Raw genomic sequence first — 25,292 nt, 5'->3', positions numbered from 1 at the left:
CAATGGCGGATCAGAGACTCCCAATCCAGCACTATCCGCTCGATCTGGAGTACAGGCCAAGCTCGTCTCTCATAGCAAATCCGCAACGCTGATAGAACTCCGACAGCGCCCCACCTCGCTGCGAGATCAGCCAGACGCTATTACACCCTTCAGCTTTGGCTGTTTCAAACATTGCAGAAAGCAGAGCAGTGCCTATTCCCTTACCCTGTGCGTCGGGTTGCACTGAAAGCTCGTCCAAGTAAATCACCGGGCCGGTGTGGCGCCGCTGTCGTACGCCCAGCGCAATCCCGAGCACCTTGCCTTCATCAACCGCCGCCAGCGCAACCGATCTAGGGGTTTCAAGCACATAGGTCACATTTTCCGCAGCCGCCTCAAGGGACCAGCTCTCGTTCCACGGCGGCAGGGCATAGGCTCTTACCAATACGTCGGCCGCGCCGCTGACGTGTTTTTCAACCAGACGTTCGATCCGAAATGACATGAACTTGTCTCACGCTACGTGAGGTGACATTTGCCGAGCGCGGTTGGTTTCGCAATGGTGTGTTGCCTGCATCCGCAGATTTTTTCCGAGCTTATCCCCAAAATGGCTAGGCGCCAGGCAGGCCGAGCCAGTCCTCCCGGCTGAGCCCGCCATTGAAAGTCCCTATTTCCAACTTGTGTAATCGTCAGCGACGCAACCAAACGGCGCACGATCCTGATCGAACCGCTTCTTGAGCTGCTGGCATCCCCACTCGTTCAACGGCGCCGGCATGAGATTGTTGATATCCATGCCAGGCGATTGAAATTGTGTCGTGGAGCTCGTGACGTACCAAAGCCAGAAGCCGACCACACCGACGACGATCAGGAGCAACACACCGAAGAAAATCTGCAGCCGCTTCCAGATCGATACCGCCTTTTTGGGCTCTTCGACCAAGACCGTCGCATTCCGATCGCCTTCTTGCTGAGACGCAAGAGATGCAAGAGCGGCGGCACGCTCATCATTCGTAAGCTCGACGCGCTGCAGACGATCGTCCAGAAGCACCGGAAGAGCAGTATTGCCGTGCCTGACAGCCAGTCCGATCGCTTTGCCCTTGGCTTCACCGACGATGAGCGGCTCTTCTCCATTCTTCATGCGCGTGTAAGCCGATCGCCCCGTTTTGTCGGCGGCGATCTTGTCATTATAGGTGATGGAAAGGACGCCGCGTTTGCGGTCGAATGCGGTCACCTCGACCGGGACAGGGGTCAGCATGGCAGGCCGGCGCAGTTGGCCCTTGACCCGCCAAATGCGGATACCGAGAAAAATCATACCCAGGCTCATGCCGCCAAGCAGGATGACAAACACAGTCAGCGTGATGATCCGGTTCCAGAGCATATCCAGACCGAGGCTCATCGTCGCGAGTTCCGGATGATCGGCTGAGATCACAAGGCCAGTTTCATAGTCGCCGGTATGGAAATCGACGAACATGACCTCGACCTCGGTGTCGTAGTCCCGTCCGCCGTAATTGTAGACAAGGCGTGCTTCGCAATCCGTGAAGATGGCTTTGCGCGTCGTGCATCGCCCGTTTTGCACATCGCCGTTTTCGAGCACCAAGGGGTTCTGGCTGATCTGGAAATCGCGGATCACGCCTGGCGCTGCCGAAACGAAGAGAAAGATAGCCAGTGCCAGGATGATAGGCGTTGACCAGAAGTAAGCATTTGGCGTGGAGATGACGTTGCGCGCCAACGAAAGCGGGCGACTAGGAAGAACAAGCGAAGACAATGGCGTCGACCCCTTATGTGACAGCGCAGCGCGCTGGTAAAGCTTCAGACAGCCGATGATGAATGAGCGGCGTTGACGCCGTTGCGACCGGCTTCACACAATCCCATTGTGTGATACCGATCTACAGCCTGAGGCGGGCGATCGGCAATCCCTTTCAGCGCGCGTGGGTAGCATTGGCATGTTGATCCCTTCGCGCACCGCGAGCGAGTCGGTGAGTTGCGCTCCAATATCGATGGTTCGTGTCCTCGGCGCTGCGCTCGCATCTGCTTAGCAGGTGAGCTCTACAGCCGATTGGCGCGCAACAAGGTGTCTCGCGACAGATATCCCGCAAGCGTCCCATCGGCTGACCTGACATGCAGGCCCGGCATCTCACCGGAGAGGATGACCGCCAAGGCATCGTGAACCGTGGCGTCAGCGGCGATCTCGGCATCGCCGTTGGACGGTTCCGGCGCGGTCATGATCGTCGATACGGCAATCAAGCTGAGCCTCTTTATGGCTCGGTCGGGGCCGAGGAAACTCTCGACGAATTCGTTGACGGGACGCGCAAGGATTTCCTGCGGGCTATCATATTGAAGGAGGCGGCCATCCCGCATGATCGCAATGCGATCGCCCATCTTGATAGCCTCATCGAGGTCATGCGTGACGATGACGACGGTTTTCTTCACCTTCCTCAAAATATCGCGGAATTCGTCCTGAAGCCGGACGCGGGTGATCGGATCGATCGCGCCGAACGGTTCGTCCATCAGCATGATTGCGGGGTCGGCTGCGAGTGCACGCGCGAAACCGACGCGCTGGCGCTGCCCGCCTGACAATTCATGCGGCAGACGCTGCCGCATGATGGCCGGATCAAGACCGACGAGATCCAGGAGTTCGTCGACGCGGCGATTGCTGCGCGCCTTTTCCCAGCCGAGAAGCCGCGGGACGGTCGCGACATTGCGTGCGATCGACATATGCGGAAACAGACCGACCTGCTGGATGACATAGCCGATGCTGCGGCGCAGCTCCTTCTGGTCGACCCGGGCGATATCCCTGCCGTCGACCAGCACACGTCCCGTCGTCGGGGTCTCCAACTGATTGATCATCCGCATGGTCGTGGTTTTGCCGCAGCCCGAAGGACCGATCAGGGCAACCGTCGTACCAGTCTCGATCAGGAGATCGAGGTTGTCGACCGCATGCTGGCCGCTTCCGTCGTAGTTCTTGGTAACATGATCGAGATGAATCATCCTGATATCCGCTTTCGGCCGCTCAGCGCCGTTGAGTGAAGAGGCGCTCCAGGGCGCCGAAGGCCAATTCCGCAAAGATTGCGAGCAGGGCAATCGGCACCGCTCCGACAAGAAGGCGCGGCATGTTCATGATCGCAATGCCGGCATTGATGAAATCGCCAAGCCCGCCGCCGCCGATGAAAGAGGCCAGCGCCGCCCCGCCGATGACCTGGATGGCGCTCGTCCTGACGCCCGACAGAATCGCGGGAACGGCCAGGGGAAGTTCGATCTCCCACAGCATCTGTCCGGCGCTCATGCCCATTCCATCCGCCGCATCGATCACCGAGGCGTCGATCTCGCGGATGCCAATGATCGTGTTCAACAATAGCGGCGGCACGGCCAGGACGATGAGGGCGATCACCGACGGCAGCAATCCGATGCCGAGAAAAGGCATCGTCGCCGACAGGATCGCCAGGCTCGGGATGGAGCGCAAGGCGCCGGCTATATTGACCACCGCAAAGGCGGCGCGTGGTGCCCGTGCGACGACAAATCCGAGCGGCACGGCGATGACGAAGGCGATGCCGAGCGAGAGGGCGCACATCAGAAGATGGCGATTGAACGCGTTGAAGAAGGTGCCGGAATTGTTGAAGATCCAGCTGAATGCATCGATCACGATCATGCCGGCTTCCCCCCGCTGCGCCGGCGCAGCAGCCTTTCGAAGGAGGCAAAACAGCAGTCGGCAAAGAGCGCCAGACATGACGTCAGCAGCCCGCCGGCGATGATCTTTTCGGGAAAGCGCTGGTCGATGCCTTCGAAAATGATGACGCCGAGCCCGCCGGCATTGATATAGGCGGCAACGGTGGCGATGCCGATGACCGTCACCATGGCGATGCGGATGCCGCCGACGATATAGGGCATGGCCAGCGGCAGTTCTACTTCCCAGATCCGCCGTGCCGTGCCGTAGCCCATGCCATCAGCAGCTTCCAATATGTCACGCGGAATAGCCTGAAATCCCATGCCGATATTGCGGATCAGGATCATCAGCGAGTAGGCGGCAAGACCGGTTATGGCGGGTGCCGCCCCGATGCCCATGATGGGGATCAGAAGCGCAAACAGCGCCAGGCTCGGCACGGCGAACAGGATGCCGGTGAAGATGACGATGGCCGCAAAACTCCGCGGCCGCCTCGCCGCCCATATCCCGACGATCAGCGAGATCACCAGGGCAATGCCGACCGAGGAAAAAACGAGATAGAGGTGCTCCAACAGCGCGTCGAAGAGCCGGTCGAGATGTTTGGGGACCCATTTCATCGTCGAAACCTCCGCATCCGAGCGCTCGTTCGGCTGTCTACCATGTGATCCCCAATCTGCGATCGGCGTCGTCGGCTCTTAGCGGCAGACTATCGTAGGCCGGGGGAACGACCGTCGAAAATCGCCGGAGGCCGAGCCGTTCCAAAACCGCCGCTCCCTCACGCGTTTCATGCAACGTCACGAGGCTTTGCTGTAATGCTGTGGCGATGTCCGCAGGCAAGGTTTGCGCGGCAACCAATAGCGGCGCGGGAAGCGGATCGGTCGTCGCCAGAATACGAAGACCATCGATCGCATCGGTTTCGTGCATCGACAACAATTGGAAGGCGTAAGCATCGATCGCACCCGCATCGATCCTGCCGTCCTCGAGGGCGGCGACGATGCCTGACGGGTTGAGCAGCGGCCCGACCGTCATGCTCTGCTTCACTTTCCCGGCAAACCGGTCGGCAAGAAAAGAACGCGCCGCGTGGTAGCCCGATTGGGAATCGCGCACGGTCCAGCCCCAGCGGGCCACAGCGAGATCCGCTACCTCGTTCACCGCCCCGGTGGAGGCGACGAGAATGTGGCTGGCATAGAGCGGCTGGTCCAAAGACCATGCCTCGCTCGAAACGGGTGCAGCAAGGGCAGTCGGCCTGGCGCCCTCGGGCATACGCGAAAACGGATAGCCGCACATAAAGACCAGCCCCATGTCCGGCCTCGCCCATAGCTCCGACAGCGGCGCCGGTGCTGCATGAGCGATGATCTCGAGCTCAATGCCGGACTGCACGCTGACCAGCGCAAACAACGCATCCCACAGGCCGCGAATGCGCGGACTGAGATTATACATTCTCGAACAGGCGATCGGCTTGGACATCACCATGGCAACTATGCGAACCGCAGCCGCTGGCCGATGTTCATCTCTCTTGCCTTGTCGACCATGGCGGCGCCGAGCGCCACGTCGGTGGTGCTGAGGCCGCGGTGCCAGAACAGGATCGTCTCCTCGTCACTTTCGCGGCCGGGCTTCATGCCGCAGACGATCTGGCCGATTTCGGCATGCAGGTTCTCGGCCGTCACCTTGCGCTCGTCGACGTGACGGCGAAGCGCTCCGAACGGCTTGCCGGGGCCGCATTGTCCCCAATCGTCGACGACGACCTTGTCCATGATGTCGGTGAGATCGAATTCAAGCGCGCTCATCGTGCCATAGGGCACGACGAAGGCGCCCTTCTTCACCCATTCCGTCTTGAACAGCGGCGCCGGTTCCGGCAGGCGGCTCGCCTCGACCATGATGTCGGCGCCCTTGAGGCAATCCTCCCAATTGTCGGTGACGATGATCTTCTTGCCGAGATCCGCCTCAAGACGCTTGGCGAAGGCATCCCGACTTTCCGGCCGGCGCGAATGCACGCGGATTTCCTCGAAGTCGAAGAGATGGTCGAGAAGCCGGACATTCCAGTAAGAGGTTCCGCGCGCACCGATATGGCCGAGAATCTTGCTGTCCTTGCGGGCGAGATATTTTGCGCCAAGAGCGGTGACGGCCCCGGTGCGCATGTCGGTGATATCAGTTGCGTCGATGATGGCCTTCGGCACGCCGGTGTTCGGGTCGAACAGGTTGAGGACCGCAAGCTCCGAAGGCAGATCGACCTTGTAGTTGTCGACGAAGTCGCCGACGACTTTGACGCCGGCATAATTCAGCGCTTTGACGTAGCCGCGAAGCACGTTGAAATGGCCTTTGTCGGAGCTCTCCGGCACAAGATGAACACGCGGCTCGATGACGGTTTCACCCCTGCCCTGCGCATCCAGCGCCTTCGACACCGCATCGAGAATCTCGTCATTCGTCAGCGCCAGCGCCTTGGCATCGAGGGCGTTGAGATAATCGATCCAGATTTCCTGCATTTCCCGCTTCTCCATATTCCTGCCCGGCTGCTGACCGGACGGATTTTCGAACAAAAACCCTTAAATGGATCGCCGCGCCAGACCGCAGCCGGATTGATATCCGGCCGCGGAGGCATGACAATCATTTCGGCAGGAGGCCGTTTTCCTTGAGGAAATCGACCGCCACGTCCTTGGCTTCCTCGTGATCGGTTTCGACCTTGGCATTGAGGACCCGCATCTTTTCGTTGTCGAGATGGGAGCCGACCGCTTCGAGCAGTTCGGCAACCTTCGGGTTGGCCTTCAGCACGTCCTGGCGGACAACAGGCGCCACGTAGTAGGGCGGAAACAGACCCTTGTCGTCTGCCAGCGGCACGAGATTCTTCGAGCCGATCTGCCAGTCGGTCGCCGCACCATTGGCAACGTCGATATCCTTTTGTTCCAGCGCGTCGTAACGAAGACCAAGCTTGGCGAACTGCTTGAACTCCTTGAACTCGGCGTCGTAGACGCGCTTCAGGCCGGGCAGGCCGTCGGCGCGATCCGGAAATTCGGCGCCGCCGCCGAAGACCAGTGTCTTGGAGACCTTGGCGAGATCCGACAGGCTCTTCAGATTGTTGGCCTGCGCCGTTTCTTGCCGGACGACGATGACATAGCCGTTGTTGATCCCGCTCGGCTTCAGCCATGTGAGATTGAACTGCTTGGCGTAGAAGTCCTTGACCTGCGTATAGACCTTGTCGGCGTCGGTCGACATCTCGCCCTTGACGACGGATGCGAGCGCCGTGCCGGTATATTCCGGATAAAGATCGATCTCGCCGGCCACCAATGCCTGGTGCGCAATCAGCGTGCCGCCGAGGTTGATCTTGCGCTCGACGGTGAAGCCGGCATTTTCCAGAACGGCTGAATACATTTCAGCGAGGATGAACTGCTCAGTGAAATTCTTGCTGCCGACCTTGATGGTCTCTGCGGATGCAGACTGGAACATGGCGGTTGCCATGATGCCGGCTGCAAGGATGCCCTTTGTCCAATTTTTCATAGTCATTCCCTCTTGTTGACTTTTCAATGAACGAACCGGCGGCGTTCCCCAGAATAGCCGTCGGCATGACCGGTCGGCGCCCTGCCCTTCTTGGTGGGGCAGTGGCGAACCGGGCTTACAGCGGGCCAAGCCCGATCAATGCGGCGATCGCCGCAAAATCCGGCCCTTGCGCGCGATCCTCATCAAGCGCCGGGACGTGATTGCGGACGAAAGCATAGGCCTCAGCCGATCCCTTGCCCAATTCGCCTGAGACGCCGCGCAGCTCGACGGCCTGGGCCGAGGCAATCAGTTCGATGGCAACGAGATAACGCAGGCGCTCGACGATCGCCTGCGTCTTTGCCAAAACGCTCGGCGCCATCGACGCTTGGTCTTCGACGCCATCGGCGACGGGAAAGGGCGAAAGCGAAACCGGCATGGCGAGATGGCGGATTTCGGCTTCCATGGCCGAGACGGTCTTTTGCACGGTCGCAAAACCGGTCCGGCTCTGGCCCATCGGGGTCAGGAAGCGCGGGAGGTCTGACATGCCGGGCGACATGATCTTCATGATCCGATAGGCGGTGCCTGCCGCACAATGCGCCATCGCCTGCCCCAGCCTTTCCCAGGCGAGCACAAAAGCGGTCATGTCGAAATTGCCGTGTGCAAGAATGACGCCTTCGGAGGCGATGACGACAGGATTGTCGCTGGAGCTGACGAGATCTATCTCCGTCGCCTGCCTTGCCTCGTCGATCGCATGCCTCATCGCGCCCCAGACCTGCGGCGTGCAGCGGTAGCTCAAAGGATCCTGGAGACGTCTTGCGGCATCGGCCGCAAGCAAGGAGCTTCCCGAAAGCAGTTCCATCAGTTGAGCGGCGACACGGCGCTGCCCAAAGGCCGGTCTGGCAGCGAGAGCGCGATCGTCGAAGACGCTGACATTGGCCCGGAACGCTTCGAAATTAACGGCAATCGCCTTCAGGGACCAATCGAAGAGCCGCTCGATATCCTCAAGCGCCAGGCAGGCAAGGCCGATGGAGAGACTGTTGGCCACGACAAGCGCATGCCCGTCCTTCGGCGCCAATTCGAGTTGTTTCAGGCCGGCCCTTTCCAGGGCGATGGCGGCCGGCAGCACTTCGCCGCCAAGCTCGATCTCGCCGAAGCCGAGAAGCGCCCGGCTCATATGGGCAAGCGGAGCCAAATCCGCCGCACCGATCGAGCCCAATGACGGGACGACCGGATGGATATCTGCATTGATGGCGGCGATCAGACCACGGAACACGTTCAGCGAAATGCCGGAGCCGCCCGCCGCCATGCCTGCAGCCCTAACGGCCATCATCGCCCGCACGGATTCCTGGGCAAGCGGCTTTCCGACGCCGACCGCGCGGGCTTGCGGCACACGCATCTGAAACGCCACCAGATCTTCCGTTGCAAGTCGTGTATCGACCCCCGCTCCCAGTCCTGTCGTCAGGCCATAAACCGGCAGCTCCTTTTCCGTATAGCGATCGACGACGGCGCGCGCCGCCGTAATCCGAGCCTCGACCTCGGCGGAGATTTCGATCCTGGCGTGACGACGGGCAATTGCTGCGATGTCCTCGATCGTCGGCGGCGACGCGCTGAAGGTGATCGATGGAGAATGGGTGGCGCTCACTGTTTCTCTCCGAGAATGGCGACGGGCTTCGAGGGACCCTTGGTGGACCGTGCTTCCAGCCGATATTGCGCGCCCGGATAGTATAACAGCGCACAGGTCACGACGGCCTCGCCCGACCAGGTCCTTCGAAAGACGCGCAGGCAAGGGTGATCATTCTTCAGGCCAAGATATTTGCGGATCGTCGTGTCCGGTTTGACGGCCTGGACGATATGTTCGAACGCCGTTATCGGCGCCACCTTCGTCAGATATTCGTTCGGCGTCATGCTGCTGAAATCGGTCGACAGATAGTCGGGCGCGACCAGCGGATTGACGTAGCGCTCCTCGACCTGAATGGGCTGGTCGTTTTCCAGGTGCACGATCAGCGAGTGCATCACCTCAGCGCCGAGCGTCAGTTCGAGCGCGTCGGCAACGTTGGCATCCGCCTTCATCGAGCCGGCCTGAACGACCGCCGCCTTATGCGTGTGACCCCGCTCCAGTATTTCGTCGGCTATGTTGCGGATTTGAAGCAGATCGACGTCGAGGTGCTTTGGCGACACGAAGGTTCCGATCCCGGCGGATCGCTTGAGGACACCCTCGAACATCAATTCCCGCAGCGCGCGGTTCGCCGTCATGCGGCTGACGCCGAATGCCGCCACCAGTTCGCTTTCAGAGGATACCCGGTCTCCCGGCTGCAGCTTGCCTTCGGCGATGTCGGCCAGGATCTGCTCCTTGATCCTGATATAATGGCGCGCCTCGCGGGCGGCTGGTTTGACCGCTTTCGTCATGACAGCCTCGCCATGCCATTGTCGAGGATGGTCACACCCCGTGACGCAACGATCCCCCTGAAGCGAATCTCGGCGTCGTTGCGCCACATCTGCAGGGTGATCGTTTCTCCGGGAAAGATCGGCGCGCTGAACCGCGCCGCGATCGCCCGCAAGCCGATCTTCATGCCTGGATCGATGGCGGCGATGATGGCGTAGCCCGCATAACCGAAGCTGCACAGCCCATGCAGGATCGGCCGATCGAAGCCGCTTCGGCCGGCTGCCTGTGGATCCGCATGCAGCGGATTGAGATCGCCGTTCAGGCGATAAAGCAGCGCGGCGTTGTCAGGGAGGTCGACATTGAATTCGAAGTCCGGCTCTCGGTCCGGGACTTTGGACAGAGGTTCAGGCGCCGATCCCGCCGAACCGCATCCACCGTCACCGCGGCAGGCGTTCGTCTGGACGATCGTCGCGATCGGCTCATCACCGTCCACGGTTGCGATCATGCGCTCGAAGCTGACGAACATGCCTTTCTCAAGGCCGCGATCGACCACCGACAAGACGCGCGACCGGGAGATCAGCGGCACATCGAGAGGGACTGGCCGGTGGATGGTCAGGCGATGCTCGGAATGCACGAGACGCGCCCAGTCGACACCCGTCTGCTGCATCCACGGGCCTGGATGCGCCACGACATTGGCAAGGGTCGGCGCGGTCACGAGATCGCGTTCATAGACATAGTTCAATAGGTTTTCGTCGAGCGGGTTGGTGCCGTAGCCGACAGACAGGGCGTAGAGGATGGCATCTCTTGCAGTAACCACATGCGTCGCTTGCGGCACCGGGAAATCGAGAATGGATTGGGCCGACAACGTCACGATGCGGCTCCGCCGGATGCCACGGGCTTGCGAACACCACCCGACAGGCGGATGCCGCCGTCGACGGAAAGCAATTCGCCAGTGACGAACTCTGCCCCCTGAACAAGCCAGACAATGGCGCCGGCAACGTCTTCCGGTGTCGCGACCCGGCCGAGCGGCGCGGTTTCCGAAAATCGCTTGGCAATGGCGCCATAGGCATCCGGCCCGAGCGTGTCGCGCATCCAGCGCGTATCGATGATGCCGGGGCAAACCGCGTTCACCCGGATATCGGGACCGCAGGTGCGCGCTAGCGCCAGGGTCAACGCATTGAGCGCACCCTTGGAGGCCGTATAGGCAAGCGAACTGCCGCCGCCGGTAAAGGCAACGTTGGATGAGACATTGACGATCGCACCGCCGCCGCTGTCACGCATCACAGGCACCGCCGCCCGGCACATCTGATAGGCGCCGATGACATTGACGCCGAAAACACTCTGAAAATCTTCGGCCGACAATGTCTCCAGATCGAAAGGATCCGATTTGACCGTCGTTGCGGCATTGTTCACCAGGGCGTCGAGCCGCCCCCACCGGTTGACGGCCGTCGCGACCATCCGGCGGCAGGCCGCATCGTCGGCAACGTCGGCCTGGACGATCTCGACCTCCGCGCCCAGGCTGCGGCAGATATCGGCCGTTTCATCGGCCTCTTTGTTGCTGCTGTTGTAATTGACGACCACCCGGGCACCGCTCTCGGCGAACTGCTTCACGCATGCGGCCCCGACGCCTGTTGCCGAGCCCGTGACGATGATGACGGCTCCATCGATTTTCATGGGGCAAAGTCCTTCATGGCGTGGGTGGCAAACAGGCGCGCGTCCATCTGTTTCAGCTGGCCCGACACCGCGACGCCCTTCGGCAGGCGGTCGAGAACATGGGAGGCGAGATCGATGCCGGGGGCAAACTCCGTCAGCATCAGGCATCCGTCGATCACTCGAAAGACCGCCCGCTCGGTGACGACGAGCTGCGACTGCCCTTCCGGCGCAAAGGCCGGGCTCGAACTGATCTGGTCGACATGGTCGACGATCTTGCAAACTCTGCCGTCCCGGATGATGTCGAGGCTGCCGTCGGCAACCGCAATTTCCGCGCCGCCGGCCGAAAATGCGCCGAGATAGACAACACGCCCCGCCGTCTGCGAAATATTGGTGAAGCCGCCGACCCCAACGATGGAATTGTTGAAGCGGCTGACATTGACCGCACCGTGCCTATCCACCTCGGCCATGCCGAGAAAGGCGATATCGAGGCCGCCGCCGTCGTAAAAGTCGAACTGCGAAGCCTGTGGGACGATGGCGGTCGGATTGACGGCAGCGCCGAAGGACAGTTCCTCGGCCGGCACGCCGCCGATCACGCCGGATTCGATCGTCACCGTATAATCGTCGAATCCCTCTTCGCTGGCGATCCGACCGATCCCGGCGGCAATGCCGATGCCGAGGTTGATCGTCGGGCGATGGAGCGGCGCCAACTCCAGGAAGGCACGGCGCTGAATTATCTTATCGGCCGACAGCGGCGCCGGGTGCAGGCGGCTCACCGCCATCCGGACGCGCCCGGTATAGGCGATATTGTCTGTCTCGGCGAAACTGACGCCGTGCTGGGCCGGATTTTCGCAGACGACGACATAATCGACCAGCGCCGCCGGGATGCGAACATCGCCCGGCGGCAGCGAGCCGCGCTCGGCAATCCGCTTGACCTGCACGATGACGACACCGCCGGAATTTCGGCCTGCCTGCGCCATGGCGAGCACGTCGAGCGGAAAGGCTTCGTCCTCGAGGGTGACGTTGCCGTCTTCGTCGGCCGTCGTACCGCGCAAAAGCACGCAGTCGAGCGGCATCGAGGGATAAAGCAGCCATTCCTTGCCGCGCAACGACACGCGCTCGACAAGCGCTCGCGGCGTCGTCGCATTCATGCGGCCGCCGCCATGCAGCGGGTCCATGAAAGAACCGAGCCCGATATGGGTGATCACCCCAGGCTGACCGGCGGCAATCGCCCGATAGAGCTGGGCGATGACGCCTTGCGGCCAACAATGCGCTTCGATCTTTTCCTCGATCGCCAGCCTGCCAAGGCGCGGCGTTCCCCGCCATCCCCCGGCGATCACGCGGGCGACGAGGCCCTCATAGCCGAAATGCCCCATGCCGCGCGTCTGACGATCGCCCGTGCTGGCAGCAAACAGAAGTGTCAGCTTGCGCGGTTTTCCAGTGGCGAGGAAACGCTCCTCCACCGCGGCCGTGATGGCCTCGGGATGGCAGCATCCTCCAAAACCCGAGGCAGCGACCGTCATCCCGTCTTCGAGGAGATCCGCAGCTTGCTGTGAAGAGATGACCCGCATGACGATCTTTGCTTCTCCGCCCTGTATATACAGGCTAGCCGCTGATCGTTTGGAAGGCAACGGGAATTTTTGCAAGTATTTTGGGCACACCACCCCGTCTCAGACGATATTCAGCAGGCCGATCAAGCAAAGCCCAAGCACCGCCAGAGCCAGCAGCGACAGCGCCGCCGCGACGAGGACCCGACCGCCGGTATGGGCGATGGATCTGACATCGACGGAGAGGCCCAACGCGGCCATGGCAGTAACGGTGAAGGCGGCTGATACAGCCGACATCGCGGGCAGCAGCGGCGCCGGGATCGCGTCGAGCGAACGAAGCGTCGCCATGGCCGCAAAACCGAGGATGAACCATGGCAGAACATGGCGGAGATTGATTGCGGCGCCGCCGGGACGGCGACCATGAACTGCGCCGAGCACAAGAATGACGGGGCCGAGCATCATCACGCGGATCAACTTGACGAGCGTGCCCACCTGGGTGCTGACGGCGCCGGCGGAGGCCGTCGCCGCCAATACCTGCGGCACGGCATAGGCTGTCAGCCCTGCGAAAACGCCATATTGTACGGCGCTGAGACCCAGGAACAGATGCAGAAGCGGCAAAGTCAGCACCGCACCAACGCCGAGCAGCGCGGTAAAGGCTATCGAGGCGGCGATATCGTCCGGTTTGGCGCCGATCACAGGTGCTGCCGCGGCGATCGCAGAATTGCCGCAGATCGAGTTGCCGCAAGCAACCAAGGTCGCCAGGCTGGTCGACAGCCCGAAGAGCCGGCCAAGCAGAAAGCTGCCGGCCAAGGACAGCGCAACCAGGACGGCAATTCCACCGACAAGCGGCAGTCCGGCCTGCCGGATGGCGGCCGTGCTGAGCGAGGCGCCCAGCAACACGACGGCAATCTCGAGAAGCGTCTTGGCGGCGAAGTGAATGCCGGGAGTGAAGGTCTGCGGCAGGCGGACCGAGGAGCGCATGGCAATGCCGATCAGAATGGCCAGCACGAGGCTCTCGATCCAGTGCGCGCCGAAAATCATCAGCTGCAACTGCTCAACCAACTGCGCAATGAGCGTGACCGCCACACAAAGGACAAGTCCCGGCAGGACGGCAGGAAGCGACGGGGAACGGGAGGCGGAAACGAGCATCGGCAAGACCTTGCGGAATGCTTCACTGTCCCATACTCAATTGTCGACTTCCATTGAATAGTTTAATATAGTTCATTCGGTAAAATCGAACGATTGCATCATGACTTTCGAACAGCTCTCCATTTTCGTTGCGGTTGCGGAACGCGAGCACCTGACCAATGCCGCCGCGGCGATCGGCCTCACGCCGTCGGCCGTCAGTTCGGCCATCCGCAATCTCGAGGCCTCCTATGGCGTCGAGCTTTTTCACCGTGTCGGACGCCGCATAGAGCTGACATATGAAGGGCGGGTGTTTCTGGGGGAGGCACGAGCCACACTCGCGCGCGCAAAAGCCGCAGCACTCGTCTTGTCCGATCTCGGCGGCTTGCAAAAGGGTGAGCTCGTTGTTTTTGCCAGCCAGACGATCGCAAGCTATTGGCTGCCGGCGATGCTGATGCGTTTCAAGGTCCGCTACCCGGGCATCGACCTCAAGCTGATGATCGGCAACACGACCACGGCGGCGAAAGCGGTTCTCGATGGATTGGCGGAAGTCGGTTTCGTCGAGGGCAGCGTTGACGAACCGGCGCTGAATATTCGGCCGCTCGCCGAGGACGAACTCCTTATCGTCGTCGGTCCGCGCCATCCCTGGGCGCGTGGCAAACCGATCGCCCCGGCGGAGCTGGTTTCGGGCACGAAATGGGTCATGCGGGAAAAAGGGTCCGGAACCCGGTCGGCTTTCGAGGCGGCGATTTCCAATCTCGGCATCGGCCCCGCAGATCTGACAGTCGCGCTTGAGCTGCCGTCGAATGAAGCAGTCATATCGGCAGCAAGAGAAGGCCTCTGCGCAACGGTCGTTTCCGGCGCCGTGGCCGCGCCGCTCTTGACGCAGGGTCTGCTGGTTAAGGCGCGCTTCCCTTTGCCGTCCCGCCAATTTGCAATCCTGCGGCACAAACAGAGACACTCCAGTCGTGCCTCGTTGGCGCTGGAAACGATTTGCAGCGAGGACAAAGCTGCCGAGGTCCAAAATCGGGATGACTGGGCGCTTTAGATCGAAAGCGGTTCGGCCGAACCCCCTGTTATGACGCCGATTCCCGGCAAAACCGCTTCGCGCTTCGCCTGGGAAAACCGCGTTAAGCCTCTGATAGAATGCTTTCCGCGGCCTTTTCGGCAATCATGATTACTGGCGAGTTGGTATTGCCCGAGACGATCGTCGGCATGATCGAGGCATCGACCACCCGCAGTCTCGCAAGCCCATGCACCCGCAATTGCGGATCGACAACCGCCATGGTGTCGCTGCCCATCTTGCAGGTGCCGACCGGATGGAAAATCGTTGTGGCGATATCGCCGACCCGACGGATCAGGTCCTCGTCACTCTGATATTCCGTGCCCGGCAGCACCTCCTGCGGCCGGTAATTGCGAATGGCATCGGCCTCCATCAGCCGGCGGGCATGCCGGATCGATTTCGTCGCAACCATCCGGTCGCCGGCTGTCGAAAGATAGTTCGGGCGGATTTCCGGCGCCACGCAAAGGTCCGGGCCGCCAACATGCACGCTCCCCCGGCTTTCCGGCCGCAGATTGCAGACGGAGACGGTGACAGCGGGATATTTATGCAGCGGCTCGCCGAGCCGGTCTGTGCTCAAGGGCTGCACGTGATATTCGAGATCGGCGGTCGCAACAGCCGGATCGCTCTTGGCAAAGATACCGAGCTGGCTCGGCGCCATCGACAGCGGACCGGACCGGCGCAGCATATATTCAAGCCCCATACCCGCTCGGCTGAACAAGTTGTGATAGAGCTGGTTCAGCGTCTTTGCGCCCTCGATGCGGAAGACCGTACGGATCTGCAAATGGTCCTGCAGGTTTTCGCCGACACCCCGAAGTTCGTGGGCGACGTCCAGTCCGGCAGCGGACAACACATCCGGGCGACCGACGCCGGAAAACTCGAGGATTTTCGGCGAATTGATCGCACCGGCAGACAGGATGACCTCGCGATCGGCGCGAGCCAGATGTTTCTGCCCGTTCATCCGGAACCGCACGCCGGTCACCATCCTGCCGTCGAATTCCAACTGCTCGGTTTCGGCGCGGGTCAGCACGCGCAGATTGGCCCGCTTCATCGCCGGGCGCAGAAAGGCCTTGGTCGTGTTCCAGCGCAGGCCGCCGCGCTGATTGACCTCGAAATAGCCGGAGCCCTCATTGTCGCCATCGTTGAAATCGTCGGTTTTTGGAATGCCGAGCTCCTCGGCCGCATCGCGAAAGGCATCGAGGATCGGCCAGGAAAGCCGTTGCCTTTCCACCCGCCATTCGCCGCCTGCCCCGTGCATCGGCGACTTCCCGCGATAATTGTCCTCGGATTTCAGGAAATAGGGCAGCACGTCATCCCAGCCCCAGCCGGAATTGCCGGCTTGCCGCCAGCCGTCGTAATCGGCCGCTTGGCCGCGCATATAGATCATGCCGTTGATCGACGAGCAGCCGCCCAGCACTTTTCCACGCGGATAAGGCAGTGACCGGCCGTTCAGTCCGGCTTCCGCCGCCGTCTTCATCATCCAATCGGTGCGCGGATTGCCCATGCAATAGAGATAGCCGATCGGCACATGCACCCAGTGATATCGGTCGCTGCCGCCGGCTTCGAGCAGCAGGACGCGAGTTTTCGGATCGTGCGACAGCCGGTTGGCCAGAACGCATCCCGCCGATCCCGCGCCGACGATGATGTAGTCGTAGCGTCCCGCATCGATGGCCCCATCATTCACCCGCATGTTCATGCCGCCGCTCCCGCTGCCAGCGGGACCGCCGTCAGACGCCGCCAGAGCGGTGCCATTGCCTCGGCGATATCCTGATAGAGAGCGTAGCGCCGCGCATAATGTGCCTCAAGCGAGACATCCGGACGATAATACCGCTCGGTCCGGACCATGGCCGCAGCACCGGCGCCGAAGTCTGCGAAGACACCGACGCCGGTTCCGGCTGCAATCGCCGCTCCCAGCGCACCGGTTTCACGCGAGCGGGCAACGCTGACCGGAACGCCGAGCACATCGGCAAAGATCTGAGGCCAGATCAGGCTGCGCGAGCCGCCGCCGGACAGCACGGCTTCGTTGAAGACCGCGCCGGCCTTTCGGATCGCCTCGATGTGCTGGCGATGACCGAAGGCGACGCCCTCAAGAAGCGCGCGAACGAGATGCCCCTTGGTGTGCCAACCGGCAAGACCGTAGAAGCCGGCGCGTGCATGGCCATCCTGCTGGGCGCCGTAGAGATACGGATGGTAGAGCGGGTCGTCTGCAGCGGGTTCGATCGCCTCGGCCAGCGCGCAGCAGGCATCGAAGGGCGAAACGTCTTCCGCATGCTCGCCTTCGAAAAACTCCCGCACCAGCCATTCGAGATTGGCAGCCGAGGTGGCGCTGTTCTCCATCGCCATGTAGCGGCTGCGATCGAAGGTCGACGACATGAACACCGGCCCGTCGAGGTCGGGGCCATCGATGATGACCTGGTTGATACTCCAGGTGCCGGCGATGATCGAGGCGCTGCCGGTGCGTGAAACGCCCGAGCCGAGCGCCGAGGCGACGACGTCGAACAGCCCGCCGACCACAGGAGTACCGGCGGCGAGCCCGGTTTGCGTCGCCACTTCTTCCGTTACCGTGCCGGCAATGTCGGCGCTTTCGATGAGCGGCGGCAAGAGGTCCATGCAATCTCCCAGTCCATAGGCCTCCATCAGCGCCTTGTCGTAACGGCGCGCGGCAAGATCCAGCAGACCGGCACCCGACATATCGGACACCTCGCTGACGCGGCGGCCGGTCAGGCGGTTGACGACGAAATCCTTGGAGAAGAACACCGTACCGATGCGGTTGAACAGATCCGGCCGGTGACGCTTGAGCCAGGCAAGCAATGTCGGCGTCTGGGACGGCCACGGACGTTGGCGGGCAATCGGATAGGTCCGGTCACCAACGCCGGCCTCTCGCCATTCATCGACCAGGCCGGCGGCCCGCGTGTCAAGTGACTGGATGCCGAGCAGCGGAGCACCGTCGCGATCAAGCGCATAGAGACCGTTGCCATGCCCGGCGCAACCGATCGCTGCGATTTCCTCTGGCTGGATCTCCGCCTTTTCGATGCAGGCGCGGATGACCTGCCGTGCATTCGTCCAGAGTTCGTCCAGCCCTCGCTCGACATGCCCCGGGCTCGGCATGCGGCTGCGCCCTTCTTCCCACGCAGCCGCGATCTCGTTGCCGCTCAGGTCGAAAATCACCGCTTTGATGACGGTGTTTCCGGCGTCGAGCCCCAAAAGATAGTTTCCCATGCTGAACCCCTCCCAAGGTTCGAGATCGCATTCAACCCTGCTGGTAGAGCGCAAACGCCTGATCGCCGCTCGCATCCTCGTGCACGACCGCCATCAGTCCGCGCACCACGGCCCTCGGATTGGCGTGCTGATAGATGTTGCGGCCATAGACCATGCCTAGAGCGCCTTGTCGCATCAAGGCCGCCGATTTGTCGAAGACGGCACGAAGATCTTCCTTGCCGCCACCGCGGACGAGAACCGGGCAACGGGCTGCTTCCACCACCCTGTGGAAATCCTCGGCATTGGTGGTTGGGTCGGCCTTGACGATATCTGCGCCCATCTCACGGGCGAGCCGCGTCAACGTCACAATCTTGTCCGCGTCACCGTCGACCATATAACCCCCTTTTTCGGTGACCGGCTGCATCACCAGCGGCTCGATCATCAGCGGCATGCCATACTTGTCGCAATCGGCCCGCACGCGGGAAATATTCTGCACGCACTGGCGGAACAGATCCGGCTCATCAGGCAGCATGAACAGGTTGACGACGACGCAGGCTGCATCCATCTCGATCGCGCCGATCAACGGTTCGGCGTCGTTCTGCAGCACCGCCCACATGTCGCGGTGGCGGATTCGGTTATAGGGATTGCCCATGTCGATGCGCATGACCAGCGCCGGCTTGTCCTTGCCGGGCACGTCCTGCAGCAGGTCCGCTTGGCCGTAATTCATCTGGATCGCATCCGGCGCGGCAGAGACCAGCGCCTTGACGACGGCCTGAATGTCCTCCAGCCCGTTGAGGAAGGACGGCTCGTTGCAGACGCCGTGATCGATCGCCACATCGAGGCAGCGGCCGCCGCCGAACAGCCGGTTCATCCGGACTTTGCTGTTGTGTCGCATTCTGTGCTCCTTGGTTCGTTCCTTGCGGAAAGCATGTCTTCGTCGACGCCGTGGCGTTCGTTGAGAAGGGTGAGAAAGCGGACGCGCTCACTGGCGCGATGCGCGAGCGTCCAGTTCTTATCCTGCGCCAGCAGGTCGAGTGCGGCGTCCATCATGTCGAGTGAAAGCTCGCCCGAAACGGCAAGCGTCGTGCGCCGCAAAAGCAGGTCGTCGAGATGTTCCACCGCTTCCTCGCGGATCAGGAACTGCAATTCGCGCACCGAGTAGGCGGCGTGCGGCAGCGCTTCATCGGGGCTTGGCGCGATGAAGCCGGCAATCGCCTCGGCATCCGTGCCATATCGGGCAAACAGCTCAGCCATGCGCCCTGCGGAAAGGCCTTTGCTGGCTGCCATCTGCGCTAGCCAGGCGGGCGTGTTCGCGGGAAAGGCCCGACCGCCGCCAATCGGCCGATCGGTTGTCGCAACGCGGCGCCGCCTGCCGAGCCTTTCCAGAGCCATGTCGGCCGCCAGTTCCCCGAAGGACCGGAATGTCGTCCACTTGCCGCCGATCATGCAGAGCACCGGCGCACCGCCATCGGGAGGCTCCAGCATGGTGCAGAAATGATCGCGCGGGATGCGTCCGGTAAAGCTGTCGGTGCTCGCCGGCAGCGGCCGCACGCCGGAAAACTGAAAAACGATTTGCTCCGGCCGAATGGTGATATCGGGCAGCACGAAGGCAAGCGATTGCAGGATATAATCCCGCTCGTCCGCCTCGCAGCGCACCGTTTCCGGATCATCGACGCGGATATCGGTGGAACCGACGAGAACCTTACCGAGATAAGGAAAAGCAATACAGATCCGCCCGTCCTCGTTCTCGTAGTAGATCATGTGATCGGCAAGTGCGTCGCGCAGCTCCGCATTGTCGATGATGAGATGCGAGCCCTTGGTGCCGCCCATCAGTGGTGACGGCCGTGCTTCTGGCGAAAACAGGGTTTGATTGGCAAGGTCGATCCAGCCACCGGTGGCGTTGATGATCAGCGCCGGTTCGACGGCAACGGACGCGCCGCCGATCTGATCCTCGACGTGATACTCACCATTTTCGGTACGCCGCAGTTCGGCATAGTTCAGCGCCATCACTCCGAACTTTGCCAAAAGACCATCCTGTAGGAGCTCGATGCCCAACCGCTCCGGATGGCTGACCCAGGCGTCGAAATAGGTGGCGGAACTCTTGATGTCGGGATTGAGCGCCGGCCACTTGGCAAGCGTTGTGCGCCGGCCGCGAAACTGGTGGCGCGGCATCAATGCCCGTTTGCGCGTCAGGAAATCATAGATGCTCAGGCCCGCCTTGATGGCGACGGCGCCACGTCGGCTCGGACGGCGGCTGAGGCCAAGGAAGCGGACAATGCCATTGCCGAGGCCGGAAAAGATATCGAACACCGGCACCGTCGTCGGCAGCGGCGCGACGTAATGCGGCGCGTTGCGCAGCAGCCGGTCCCGCTCGACCAGCGATTCCTGCACCAGCTTGAATTCGCCGTTTTCAAGATAGCGAAGCCCGCCATGGACCATGCGCGACAACGCCGAACTGGCACCGGAGCAATAGTCGTGCTTCTCGACGAGCAGCACGTTCAGCCCCTGCAGGGCCAGTTCCCGAAAGACGCTGATGCCGTTGATGCCGCCGCCGACGACGCAGACGTCCACCTTCGGGCTCTGGCGGAGCCCGTCCAATATTTCTTGCCGTTTCATGATGGCGATCCGCTACCTGTCCATATCAGTCAGTTTCGCCGCTATGGCCGTATCGATGGCCGCAAGATCGGCCGTATCCAGCCGGATGGTCCCGGCCCGCGCATTGTCGAGCGCTTGTGCCGGATTGCGCGCCCCGCAAAGTGCAAAGGTGACGCCCGGCTGCGCCAGCGTCCAGGCAATCACGATCTGGGCGATGCTGGCGCCGTGTTTTTCTGCGAGCGGCCGGATGGCGTCGGCGAGCGCCGCTGCCTTCTGGCGGTTGTCGACTGAAAAGCGCGGATTGTCCTTGCGCTGGTCGTCGCCGGAAAACACACGGTCCGGACCGATGGTGCCGGACAGCAACCCCAGCGCCAGCGACGAGTAACTCAGCGTCGCTATGCCGTTGGCCTTGGTCAGCGGCAGAAGCTCTGCCTCGATCTCGCGGTCGATCATGCTGAACCGCTCCTGGATCGCGTCGAGACCGCCGGCAGCGAGATAGGCATCGAGGTCGTCGGAACTGACATTGCTTGCGCCGATCGCCCGGATCTTGCCCGATGTTCGCAGGTCTTCCAGCGCCCGCATCGTTTCCTCGATCGGGGTCGTCGGGTCCTGCCAATGGGTGATGTAGAGGTCGATATAGTCGGTTCCGAGCCGCCTCAGGCTTTCCTCGACCTCATGCAGGATCGCATCGCCGCCGAGATAACGGTGGACCGGCTTGCCGTCTTGGTCGAAGAAATGACGGCCCTTCTGCGTATGCCAGACAAGGCCGCATTTGGTGGCGATCACAGCCTTGTCGCGTCGCCCAGCCAACGCTTTGCCGACGATCTCTTCGGAACGTCCAAGCCCATAGGCTGGCGCCGTGTCGATCAGCGTTACGCCGGCGTCAATCGATGCCTGGATTGCGGCGATGGATTCGGCCTCGTCGGTCCCGCCCCACATCCAGCCGCCGATCGCCCAGGTGCCCAGCCCGACCGCCGAGGCGGAAACGCCGGATTTGCCGATCTCACGTGTCAATTGCTGTCCATTCATGCCCATTTTCCTTCGCCATTCGCCAGTGCCAGCACCCGCGCACCTGTCGCCTCATCGGTCACCAGCGTATCGAGATGATTGCCCCTGAGAACGCTGAGGATTGGGCCTGCCTTGTTCGGCCCGCTCGCCACGCCGATCTTGGTGGGGATCGAGGCGAATTCCGGCAGCGTCAGCGACACCAGCGACCGGTTGAGGCTGTAGTCGCAGACCTGGCCATGATCATCGAGCAGATGCGCCAGCAATTCGCAGGAGGCGCCGGACCGCTCGATCGCGGCGCGGTCGGTGCTCGAGGAGGGATGCAGGTCGTAATAGCTCGAATCGTCCGACAGGATCGAGCCGATGCCGACCACCGCGACCTTCGCCTCGCGCGCCCGTTTGAAAACGTCGGCGACGGCACGCATGTTGATCAGCATTGCCCGCTGCTCGGCATCGTCGGCAAAGAGCGGCGCGTGAATCTGGTAGGAACGTCCCCCAAGCCGGTCGGCCATCAAGGTCGAGACATGGTTGACGTCGGTATAGTGCTTACCCTGCACGCAGCCCGTAGCTGGAATGACCTCGACATTGAAACGACGTGACGGCTGCAAGCCGGCGACGACGGCGCTCACGCCTTTGCCTCCCGTGATGCAGATCGTATCGCCATCGATGATCTCTTCCAGCAGCAACCGCGCTGCCGCTTCGCCGACGGCCTGAAGCGCCGTTTGCGGATTGTCGGACACAGTCGGCACCACCACGGCGCGGCCGATGCCACCAAGCGCTCGCAGCTGTTCCTCCATATCGACCAGCGGCTCGACCGGCGACTTGATCTTGATCTCGACCAGGCCGAGTTGCCGGCCGCGCTTGATCAGGCGGTTGACGGTAGCATGCGAGATGCCGAGTTGATCGGCAATCTGCGCCTGTGTCAGTCCCTCGAGGAAATGCAAGACCAGGGCCTGGTGCATCTGCCGGGCGATGACGATTTCCTCGCGCGGCGCGTTTGCGGGTTTGAGTTTGGCTATCGGCATGTCAGGCAGCCTTCCGCTTGTGCAGGAAATGGTCGATCGAGACGGCAGCAAGCAGAATGCAGCCTTTAATCATGTCTTGCCAATAGACGGACACGTCGAGCAAGATCAACGAGCTTGTAACGACCGACAGGAGGGCAATGCCGAGAATTGCCCCCAGGATCGTGCCGGAGCCGCCATTCAGCGACGCGCCGCCAATCACCGCGGCTGCGATGATATTGAGCTCCATGCCGACGCCGAAGGTCGGGGTAGCGGCGCCGAAGCGGGACATGTAGATCACCCCGGCAACCCCCGACAGCGTGGCGCAAAGCACCGTCACCCAGAACTTCACCTGGTTGGTCTTGATACCGGAATAGAGCGCCGCCTTCTCGTTGCTGCCGGTGTAGAACACCTTGCGGAAGGCGGTTGCCCGGCGCAGCAGGAAATCGAACAACACGACGACCGCAACAAAAATCAGGATCACATAGGGGACGCCATAGAACGTGCCCTGCCCGACCGCCTTGAACGAAGGCGGCAAGGTGAACAGCGACAGCGGCGTGCCCTTGGTGATGATCAGGCAGATGCCGCGCACGATGACCATCGCCGCAAGCGAGGTGATGAAGTGGTTGAGCCCGACGACCGTGACGAAGAAGCCCATGACGCAGCCGATCAGGCCGCTGGCTATGATCCCGATCAGGGATGCGCTCCACGGATCGAGCCCCATCAGGAACAGCGAGCCAGACAATACCATCGAGAAGCAGACGACCGAGCCGACCGACAGGTCGATGCCGCCGACGATCAACAGGATGGTCATGCCGACGACGACGATTCCCTCCACCGAGAACGACATCAGCATCGCCCGGAAATTGCCGAGCGTCAGAAAATGCGGCGAGGCAAAGCTCATGACGATGCAGAGCGCCAGGATGATCGCGATCAGTCCCGCCTCGCGCATTGTCCCCAGCCGTTTCCAGCCGGGCGCGCGTGCCTGATGTACCGTTGCCAATGTAGCGTCCGCCATGACCTTGTCTCCCGCCCCTGCGTTTTCTTTATGCGGCATGCTCTGATGCCTTTGAATTGTTAAGACCGCCGATACCCGACGCGAGCCGCATGATCGCTTCCTCCGTCATCGTCTCGTCCTCGACCTCGCCTGCAACGGTGCCCTCGTGGATGACCAGCACCCGGTCGCATAGACCGAGAAGCTCCGGCAGTTCCGACGAGATGACGACAATGCCGATGCCAGAGCGCGCGAGATCGCGCAGCAGCCGGTGGATTTCCGATTTGGCGCCGACATCGATACCGCGGGTTGGCTCGTCCATCAGGATGACCTTCGGATTGACCGCCAGTTGCTTGGCAATCGCTACCTTCTGCTGATTTCCGCCCGACAGCGACGAGACCGGCATGTCGATGCCCCCCATCCGCACCCCGAGCCGCCGGACCAGCTCGTGGGCACGATCCGCCTCGGCTTTGGAATTCAACAGTCCCAGGGGTCCGGTCAGCGATTTCAAATCGAGAACGGCAATGTTCTGGGCGATGGAAAGATCGAGGAAGATGCCGGAGCCTTTCCGGTCTTCCGACAGGTAGACGACACCCGCCTGCGCGGCCTTCGCATAGGAGTGCGCCGGCAGCCGCTGTCCATGCAGTTGCACCTCGCCGGCGATCACCGGCCGCAACCCGCAAATGCCTTCGGCTATCTCGGTGCGCCCGGAGCCGATGAGCCCGCCGACGCCGAGAATTTCGCCCTTGCGCAGTTCGAAGCTCACATCCGTAAAGCGGCTGCCGTCGCCGAGATCGCGGACGCTCAGAATGATCTCGCCGGTCCGCTCCGCCGGCGCTTGCTTTTCTGGATAGAGCTGGGTGATCTCGCGCCCGACCATGCGGCGCACGACATCATCCGGCGTCAAGTCCGCCACCGTCTCCGTCGAGACATAGCGGCCATCGCGAAAGACGGTGACCCGGTCGCACAGGCTGAAGATTTCGGCCATGCGGTGGCTGATATAGATGATCGAAATACCCTGCGCCTTGAGGTCGCGGATGATCCCGAACAGGACCTGCGCCTCCGCTTCCGTCAGAGCCGCCGTCGGTTCGTCGAAGATCAGCACCCGGCAATCGAGCGTCAGTGCCTTGGCGATCTCGACAAGCTGCTGGCTTGATATCGACAAGTCGCCGACTTTGCGGCGAACATCGATCGGCGCCAGACGGTTCATCACGGCCTGCGCATCCCGTTCCAGCCTGCCATAATTCATGAAAGGCGAGCGGCGGCGGTTGGTCGCGGCCATGAACATGTTCTCGGCCACCGTCGCATCCGGGCAAAGCGCGATTTCCTGATGCACGAGGCCAAGCCCGAGCGATTGCGCCACCGCCGGCGACGCCACTTTTATCGGCACGCCATCGACAAGGACGTCCCCGTCGGTCGGCTGCAGCACGCCGGCAATGATGTTCATCAGCGTCGACTTGCCCGCGCCGTTTTCGCCGCAAAGTGCATGAACCTCGCCTTTTTCCAGGTTGAAGCTCACATCCGTCAACGCCTTCACTGCACCGAAGTGCTTGCTGACATTGCGGATTTCCAGAACCGGCACCGACGCCACCATAATTTCCTCCTCACGCTCGCGATGGCTGCCCGGAGCTTGAA

23 protein-coding genes are annotated in these 25,292 nt (G+C 61.8%); 1 reads left to right on the top strand and 22 read right to left on the bottom strand.

The window, feature by feature from the left end; translation table 11 throughout:
• Positions 1 to 31: 31 nt before the first annotated feature.
• From ACMUVN_RS21595 to ACMUVN_RS21530, 14 genes are all read right to left on the bottom strand, one after another.
• Entirely contained in the window at positions 32 to 478 is a 447-nt protein-coding gene (locus ACMUVN_RS21595; RefSeq protein WP_063473738.1) for a GNAT family N-acetyltransferase, read from the bottom strand.
• A gap of 162 nt (positions 479 to 640) precedes the next feature.
• Positions 641 to 1,735, bottom strand: a complete 1,095-nt coding sequence (locus ACMUVN_RS21590; RefSeq protein ID WP_063473739.1) for a hypothetical protein — start codon at positions 1,733 to 1,735, stop codon at positions 641 to 643.
• A 281-nt stretch (positions 1,736 to 2,016) separates the two neighbouring features.
• A complete protein-coding gene (locus tag ACMUVN_RS21585) occupies positions 2,017 to 2,958 on the bottom strand; it encodes an ABC transporter ATP-binding protein (protein WP_414815441.1) in 942 nt (313 codons plus the stop codon).
• 22 nt (positions 2,959 to 2,980) lie between these two features.
• Entirely contained in the window at positions 2,981 to 3,616 is a 636-nt protein-coding gene (locus ACMUVN_RS21580) for an ABC transporter permease (protein WP_047619135.1), read from the bottom strand.
• Positions 3,613 to 4,245 carry an ABC transporter permease gene (locus ACMUVN_RS21575; protein ID WP_063473741.1) on the bottom strand — a complete coding sequence of 211 codons (633 nt, stop codon included), beginning with the start codon at positions 4,243 to 4,245 and terminating at the stop codon, positions 3,613 to 3,615. The genes ACMUVN_RS21580 and ACMUVN_RS21575 overlap by 4 nt, the downstream gene beginning before the upstream one ends.
• Positions 4,246 to 4,282: 37 nt before the next feature.
• Positions 4,283 to 5,101: a phosphate/phosphite/phosphonate ABC transporter substrate-binding protein gene (locus ACMUVN_RS21570; RefSeq protein ID WP_414815440.1), complete on the bottom strand. Its 819-nt coding sequence runs from the start codon at positions 5,099 to 5,101 to the stop codon at positions 4,283 to 4,285.
• Between the two features lie 5 nt (positions 5,102 to 5,106).
• Complete coding sequence (locus tag ACMUVN_RS21565; protein WP_063473743.1) at positions 5,107 to 6,111, bottom strand: ornithine cyclodeaminase family protein; 1,005 nt, start codon at positions 6,109 to 6,111, stop codon at positions 5,107 to 5,109.
• 121 nt (positions 6,112 to 6,232) lie between these two features.
• Entirely contained in the window at positions 6,233 to 7,120 is an 888-nt protein-coding gene (locus ACMUVN_RS21560; protein WP_097543771.1) for a glycine betaine ABC transporter substrate-binding protein, read from the bottom strand.
• A gap of 115 nt (positions 7,121 to 7,235) precedes the next feature.
• Positions 7,236 to 8,741, bottom strand: a complete 1,506-nt coding sequence (locus ACMUVN_RS21555) for an HAL/PAL/TAL family ammonia-lyase (RefSeq protein ID WP_063473745.1) — start codon at positions 8,739 to 8,741, stop codon at positions 7,236 to 7,238.
• Complete coding sequence (gene hutC, locus ACMUVN_RS21550; RefSeq protein ID WP_063473746.1) at positions 8,738 to 9,505, bottom strand: histidine utilization repressor; 768 nt, start codon at positions 9,503 to 9,505, stop codon at positions 8,738 to 8,740. Before hutC ends, ACMUVN_RS21555 begins: the two co-directional genes overlap by 4 nt.
• Positions 9,502 to 10,353 (bottom strand): MaoC family dehydratase, encoded by an 852-nt coding sequence (locus ACMUVN_RS21545; RefSeq protein WP_047619153.1) that lies wholly within the window; start codon positions 10,351 to 10,353, stop codon positions 9,502 to 9,504. The genes hutC and ACMUVN_RS21545 overlap by 4 nt, the downstream gene beginning before the upstream one ends.
• The gene (locus ACMUVN_RS21540; RefSeq protein WP_063473747.1) at positions 10,350 to 11,156 is read right to left on the bottom strand and encodes an SDR family NAD(P)-dependent oxidoreductase; all 807 of its coding nucleotides are present in this window, start codon (positions 11,154 to 11,156) and stop codon (positions 10,350 to 10,352) included. Before ACMUVN_RS21540 ends, ACMUVN_RS21545 begins: the two co-directional genes overlap by 4 nt.
• Positions 11,153 to 12,703, bottom strand: coding sequence for an acyl CoA:acetate/3-ketoacid CoA transferase (locus ACMUVN_RS21535; protein WP_063473748.1), 1,551 nt, complete (start codon positions 12,701 to 12,703; stop codon positions 11,153 to 11,155). Before ACMUVN_RS21535 ends, ACMUVN_RS21540 begins: the two co-directional genes overlap by 4 nt.
• Before the next feature lie 99 nt (positions 12,704 to 12,802).
• A complete protein-coding gene (locus tag ACMUVN_RS21530; protein WP_063473749.1) occupies positions 12,803 to 13,828 on the bottom strand; it encodes a YeiH family protein in 1,026 nt (341 codons plus the stop codon).
• A 100-nt stretch (positions 13,829 to 13,928) separates the two neighbouring features.
• Here ACMUVN_RS21530 and ACMUVN_RS21525 point away from each other — a divergent pair, with 100 nt between their 5' ends.
• Positions 13,929 to 14,852 (top strand): LysR family transcriptional regulator, encoded by a 924-nt coding sequence (locus ACMUVN_RS21525; protein WP_063473750.1) that lies wholly within the window; start codon positions 13,929 to 13,931, stop codon positions 14,850 to 14,852.
• Positions 14,853 to 14,934: 82 nt separating this feature from the next.
• On the opposite strand, the gene ACMUVN_RS21520 is transcribed toward ACMUVN_RS21525, so the two are convergent.
• The 8 genes from ACMUVN_RS21520 to ACMUVN_RS21485 are packed head-to-tail and all read right to left on the bottom strand — an operon-like array spanning position 14,935 to position 25,251.
• Positions 14,935 to 16,560, bottom strand: coding sequence for a GMC family oxidoreductase (locus ACMUVN_RS21520; RefSeq protein ID WP_165932277.1), 1,626 nt, complete (start codon positions 16,558 to 16,560; stop codon positions 14,935 to 14,937).
• On the bottom strand, positions 16,557 to 18,083 hold the full coding sequence (locus tag ACMUVN_RS21515) for an FGGY-family carbohydrate kinase (protein WP_132575488.1): 1,527 nt from the start codon (positions 18,081 to 18,083) through the stop codon (positions 16,557 to 16,559). The genes ACMUVN_RS21520 and ACMUVN_RS21515 overlap by 4 nt, the downstream gene beginning before the upstream one ends.
• Before the next feature lie 31 nt (positions 18,084 to 18,114).
• On the bottom strand, positions 18,115 to 18,957 hold the full coding sequence (locus ACMUVN_RS21510) for a class I fructose-bisphosphate aldolase (RefSeq protein WP_132575490.1): 843 nt from the start codon (positions 18,955 to 18,957) through the stop codon (positions 18,115 to 18,117).
• On the bottom strand, positions 18,930 to 20,678 hold the full coding sequence (locus ACMUVN_RS21505) for a glycerol-3-phosphate dehydrogenase/oxidase (RefSeq protein WP_063473754.1): 1,749 nt from the start codon (positions 20,676 to 20,678) through the stop codon (positions 18,930 to 18,932). The genes ACMUVN_RS21510 and ACMUVN_RS21505 overlap by 28 nt, the downstream gene beginning before the upstream one ends.
• A 12-nt stretch (positions 20,679 to 20,690) precedes the next feature.
• Positions 20,691 to 21,686: an aldo/keto reductase gene (locus tag ACMUVN_RS21500; RefSeq protein WP_047619220.1), complete on the bottom strand. Its 996-nt coding sequence runs from the start codon at positions 21,684 to 21,686 to the stop codon at positions 20,691 to 20,693.
• Positions 21,683 to 22,687 (bottom strand): sugar-binding transcriptional regulator, encoded by a 1,005-nt coding sequence (locus ACMUVN_RS21495; RefSeq protein WP_063473755.1) that lies wholly within the window; start codon positions 22,685 to 22,687, stop codon positions 21,683 to 21,685. The genes ACMUVN_RS21500 and ACMUVN_RS21495 overlap by 4 nt, the downstream gene beginning before the upstream one ends.
• A 1-nt stretch (position 22,688) precedes the next feature.
• Positions 22,689 to 23,681, bottom strand: a complete 993-nt coding sequence (locus ACMUVN_RS21490) for an ABC transporter permease (RefSeq protein WP_047619222.1) — start codon at positions 23,679 to 23,681, stop codon at positions 22,689 to 22,691.
• A 28-nt stretch (positions 23,682 to 23,709) separates the two neighbouring features.
• Complete coding sequence (locus ACMUVN_RS21485; protein WP_414815439.1) at positions 23,710 to 25,251, bottom strand: sugar ABC transporter ATP-binding protein; 1,542 nt, start codon at positions 25,249 to 25,251, stop codon at positions 23,710 to 23,712.
• Between the last annotated feature and the right edge of the window lie 41 nt (positions 25,252 to 25,292).

The sequence above is a fragment of the Rhizobium sp. IY2 genome, assembly GCF_047532935.1.
Lineage (GTDB): Bacteria > Pseudomonadota > Alphaproteobacteria > Rhizobiales > Rhizobiaceae > Rhizobium > Rhizobium anhuiense.
Note: the sequence above shows the minus strand (reverse complement) of the source record. Positions and strands in the feature narration are given on the sequence as shown.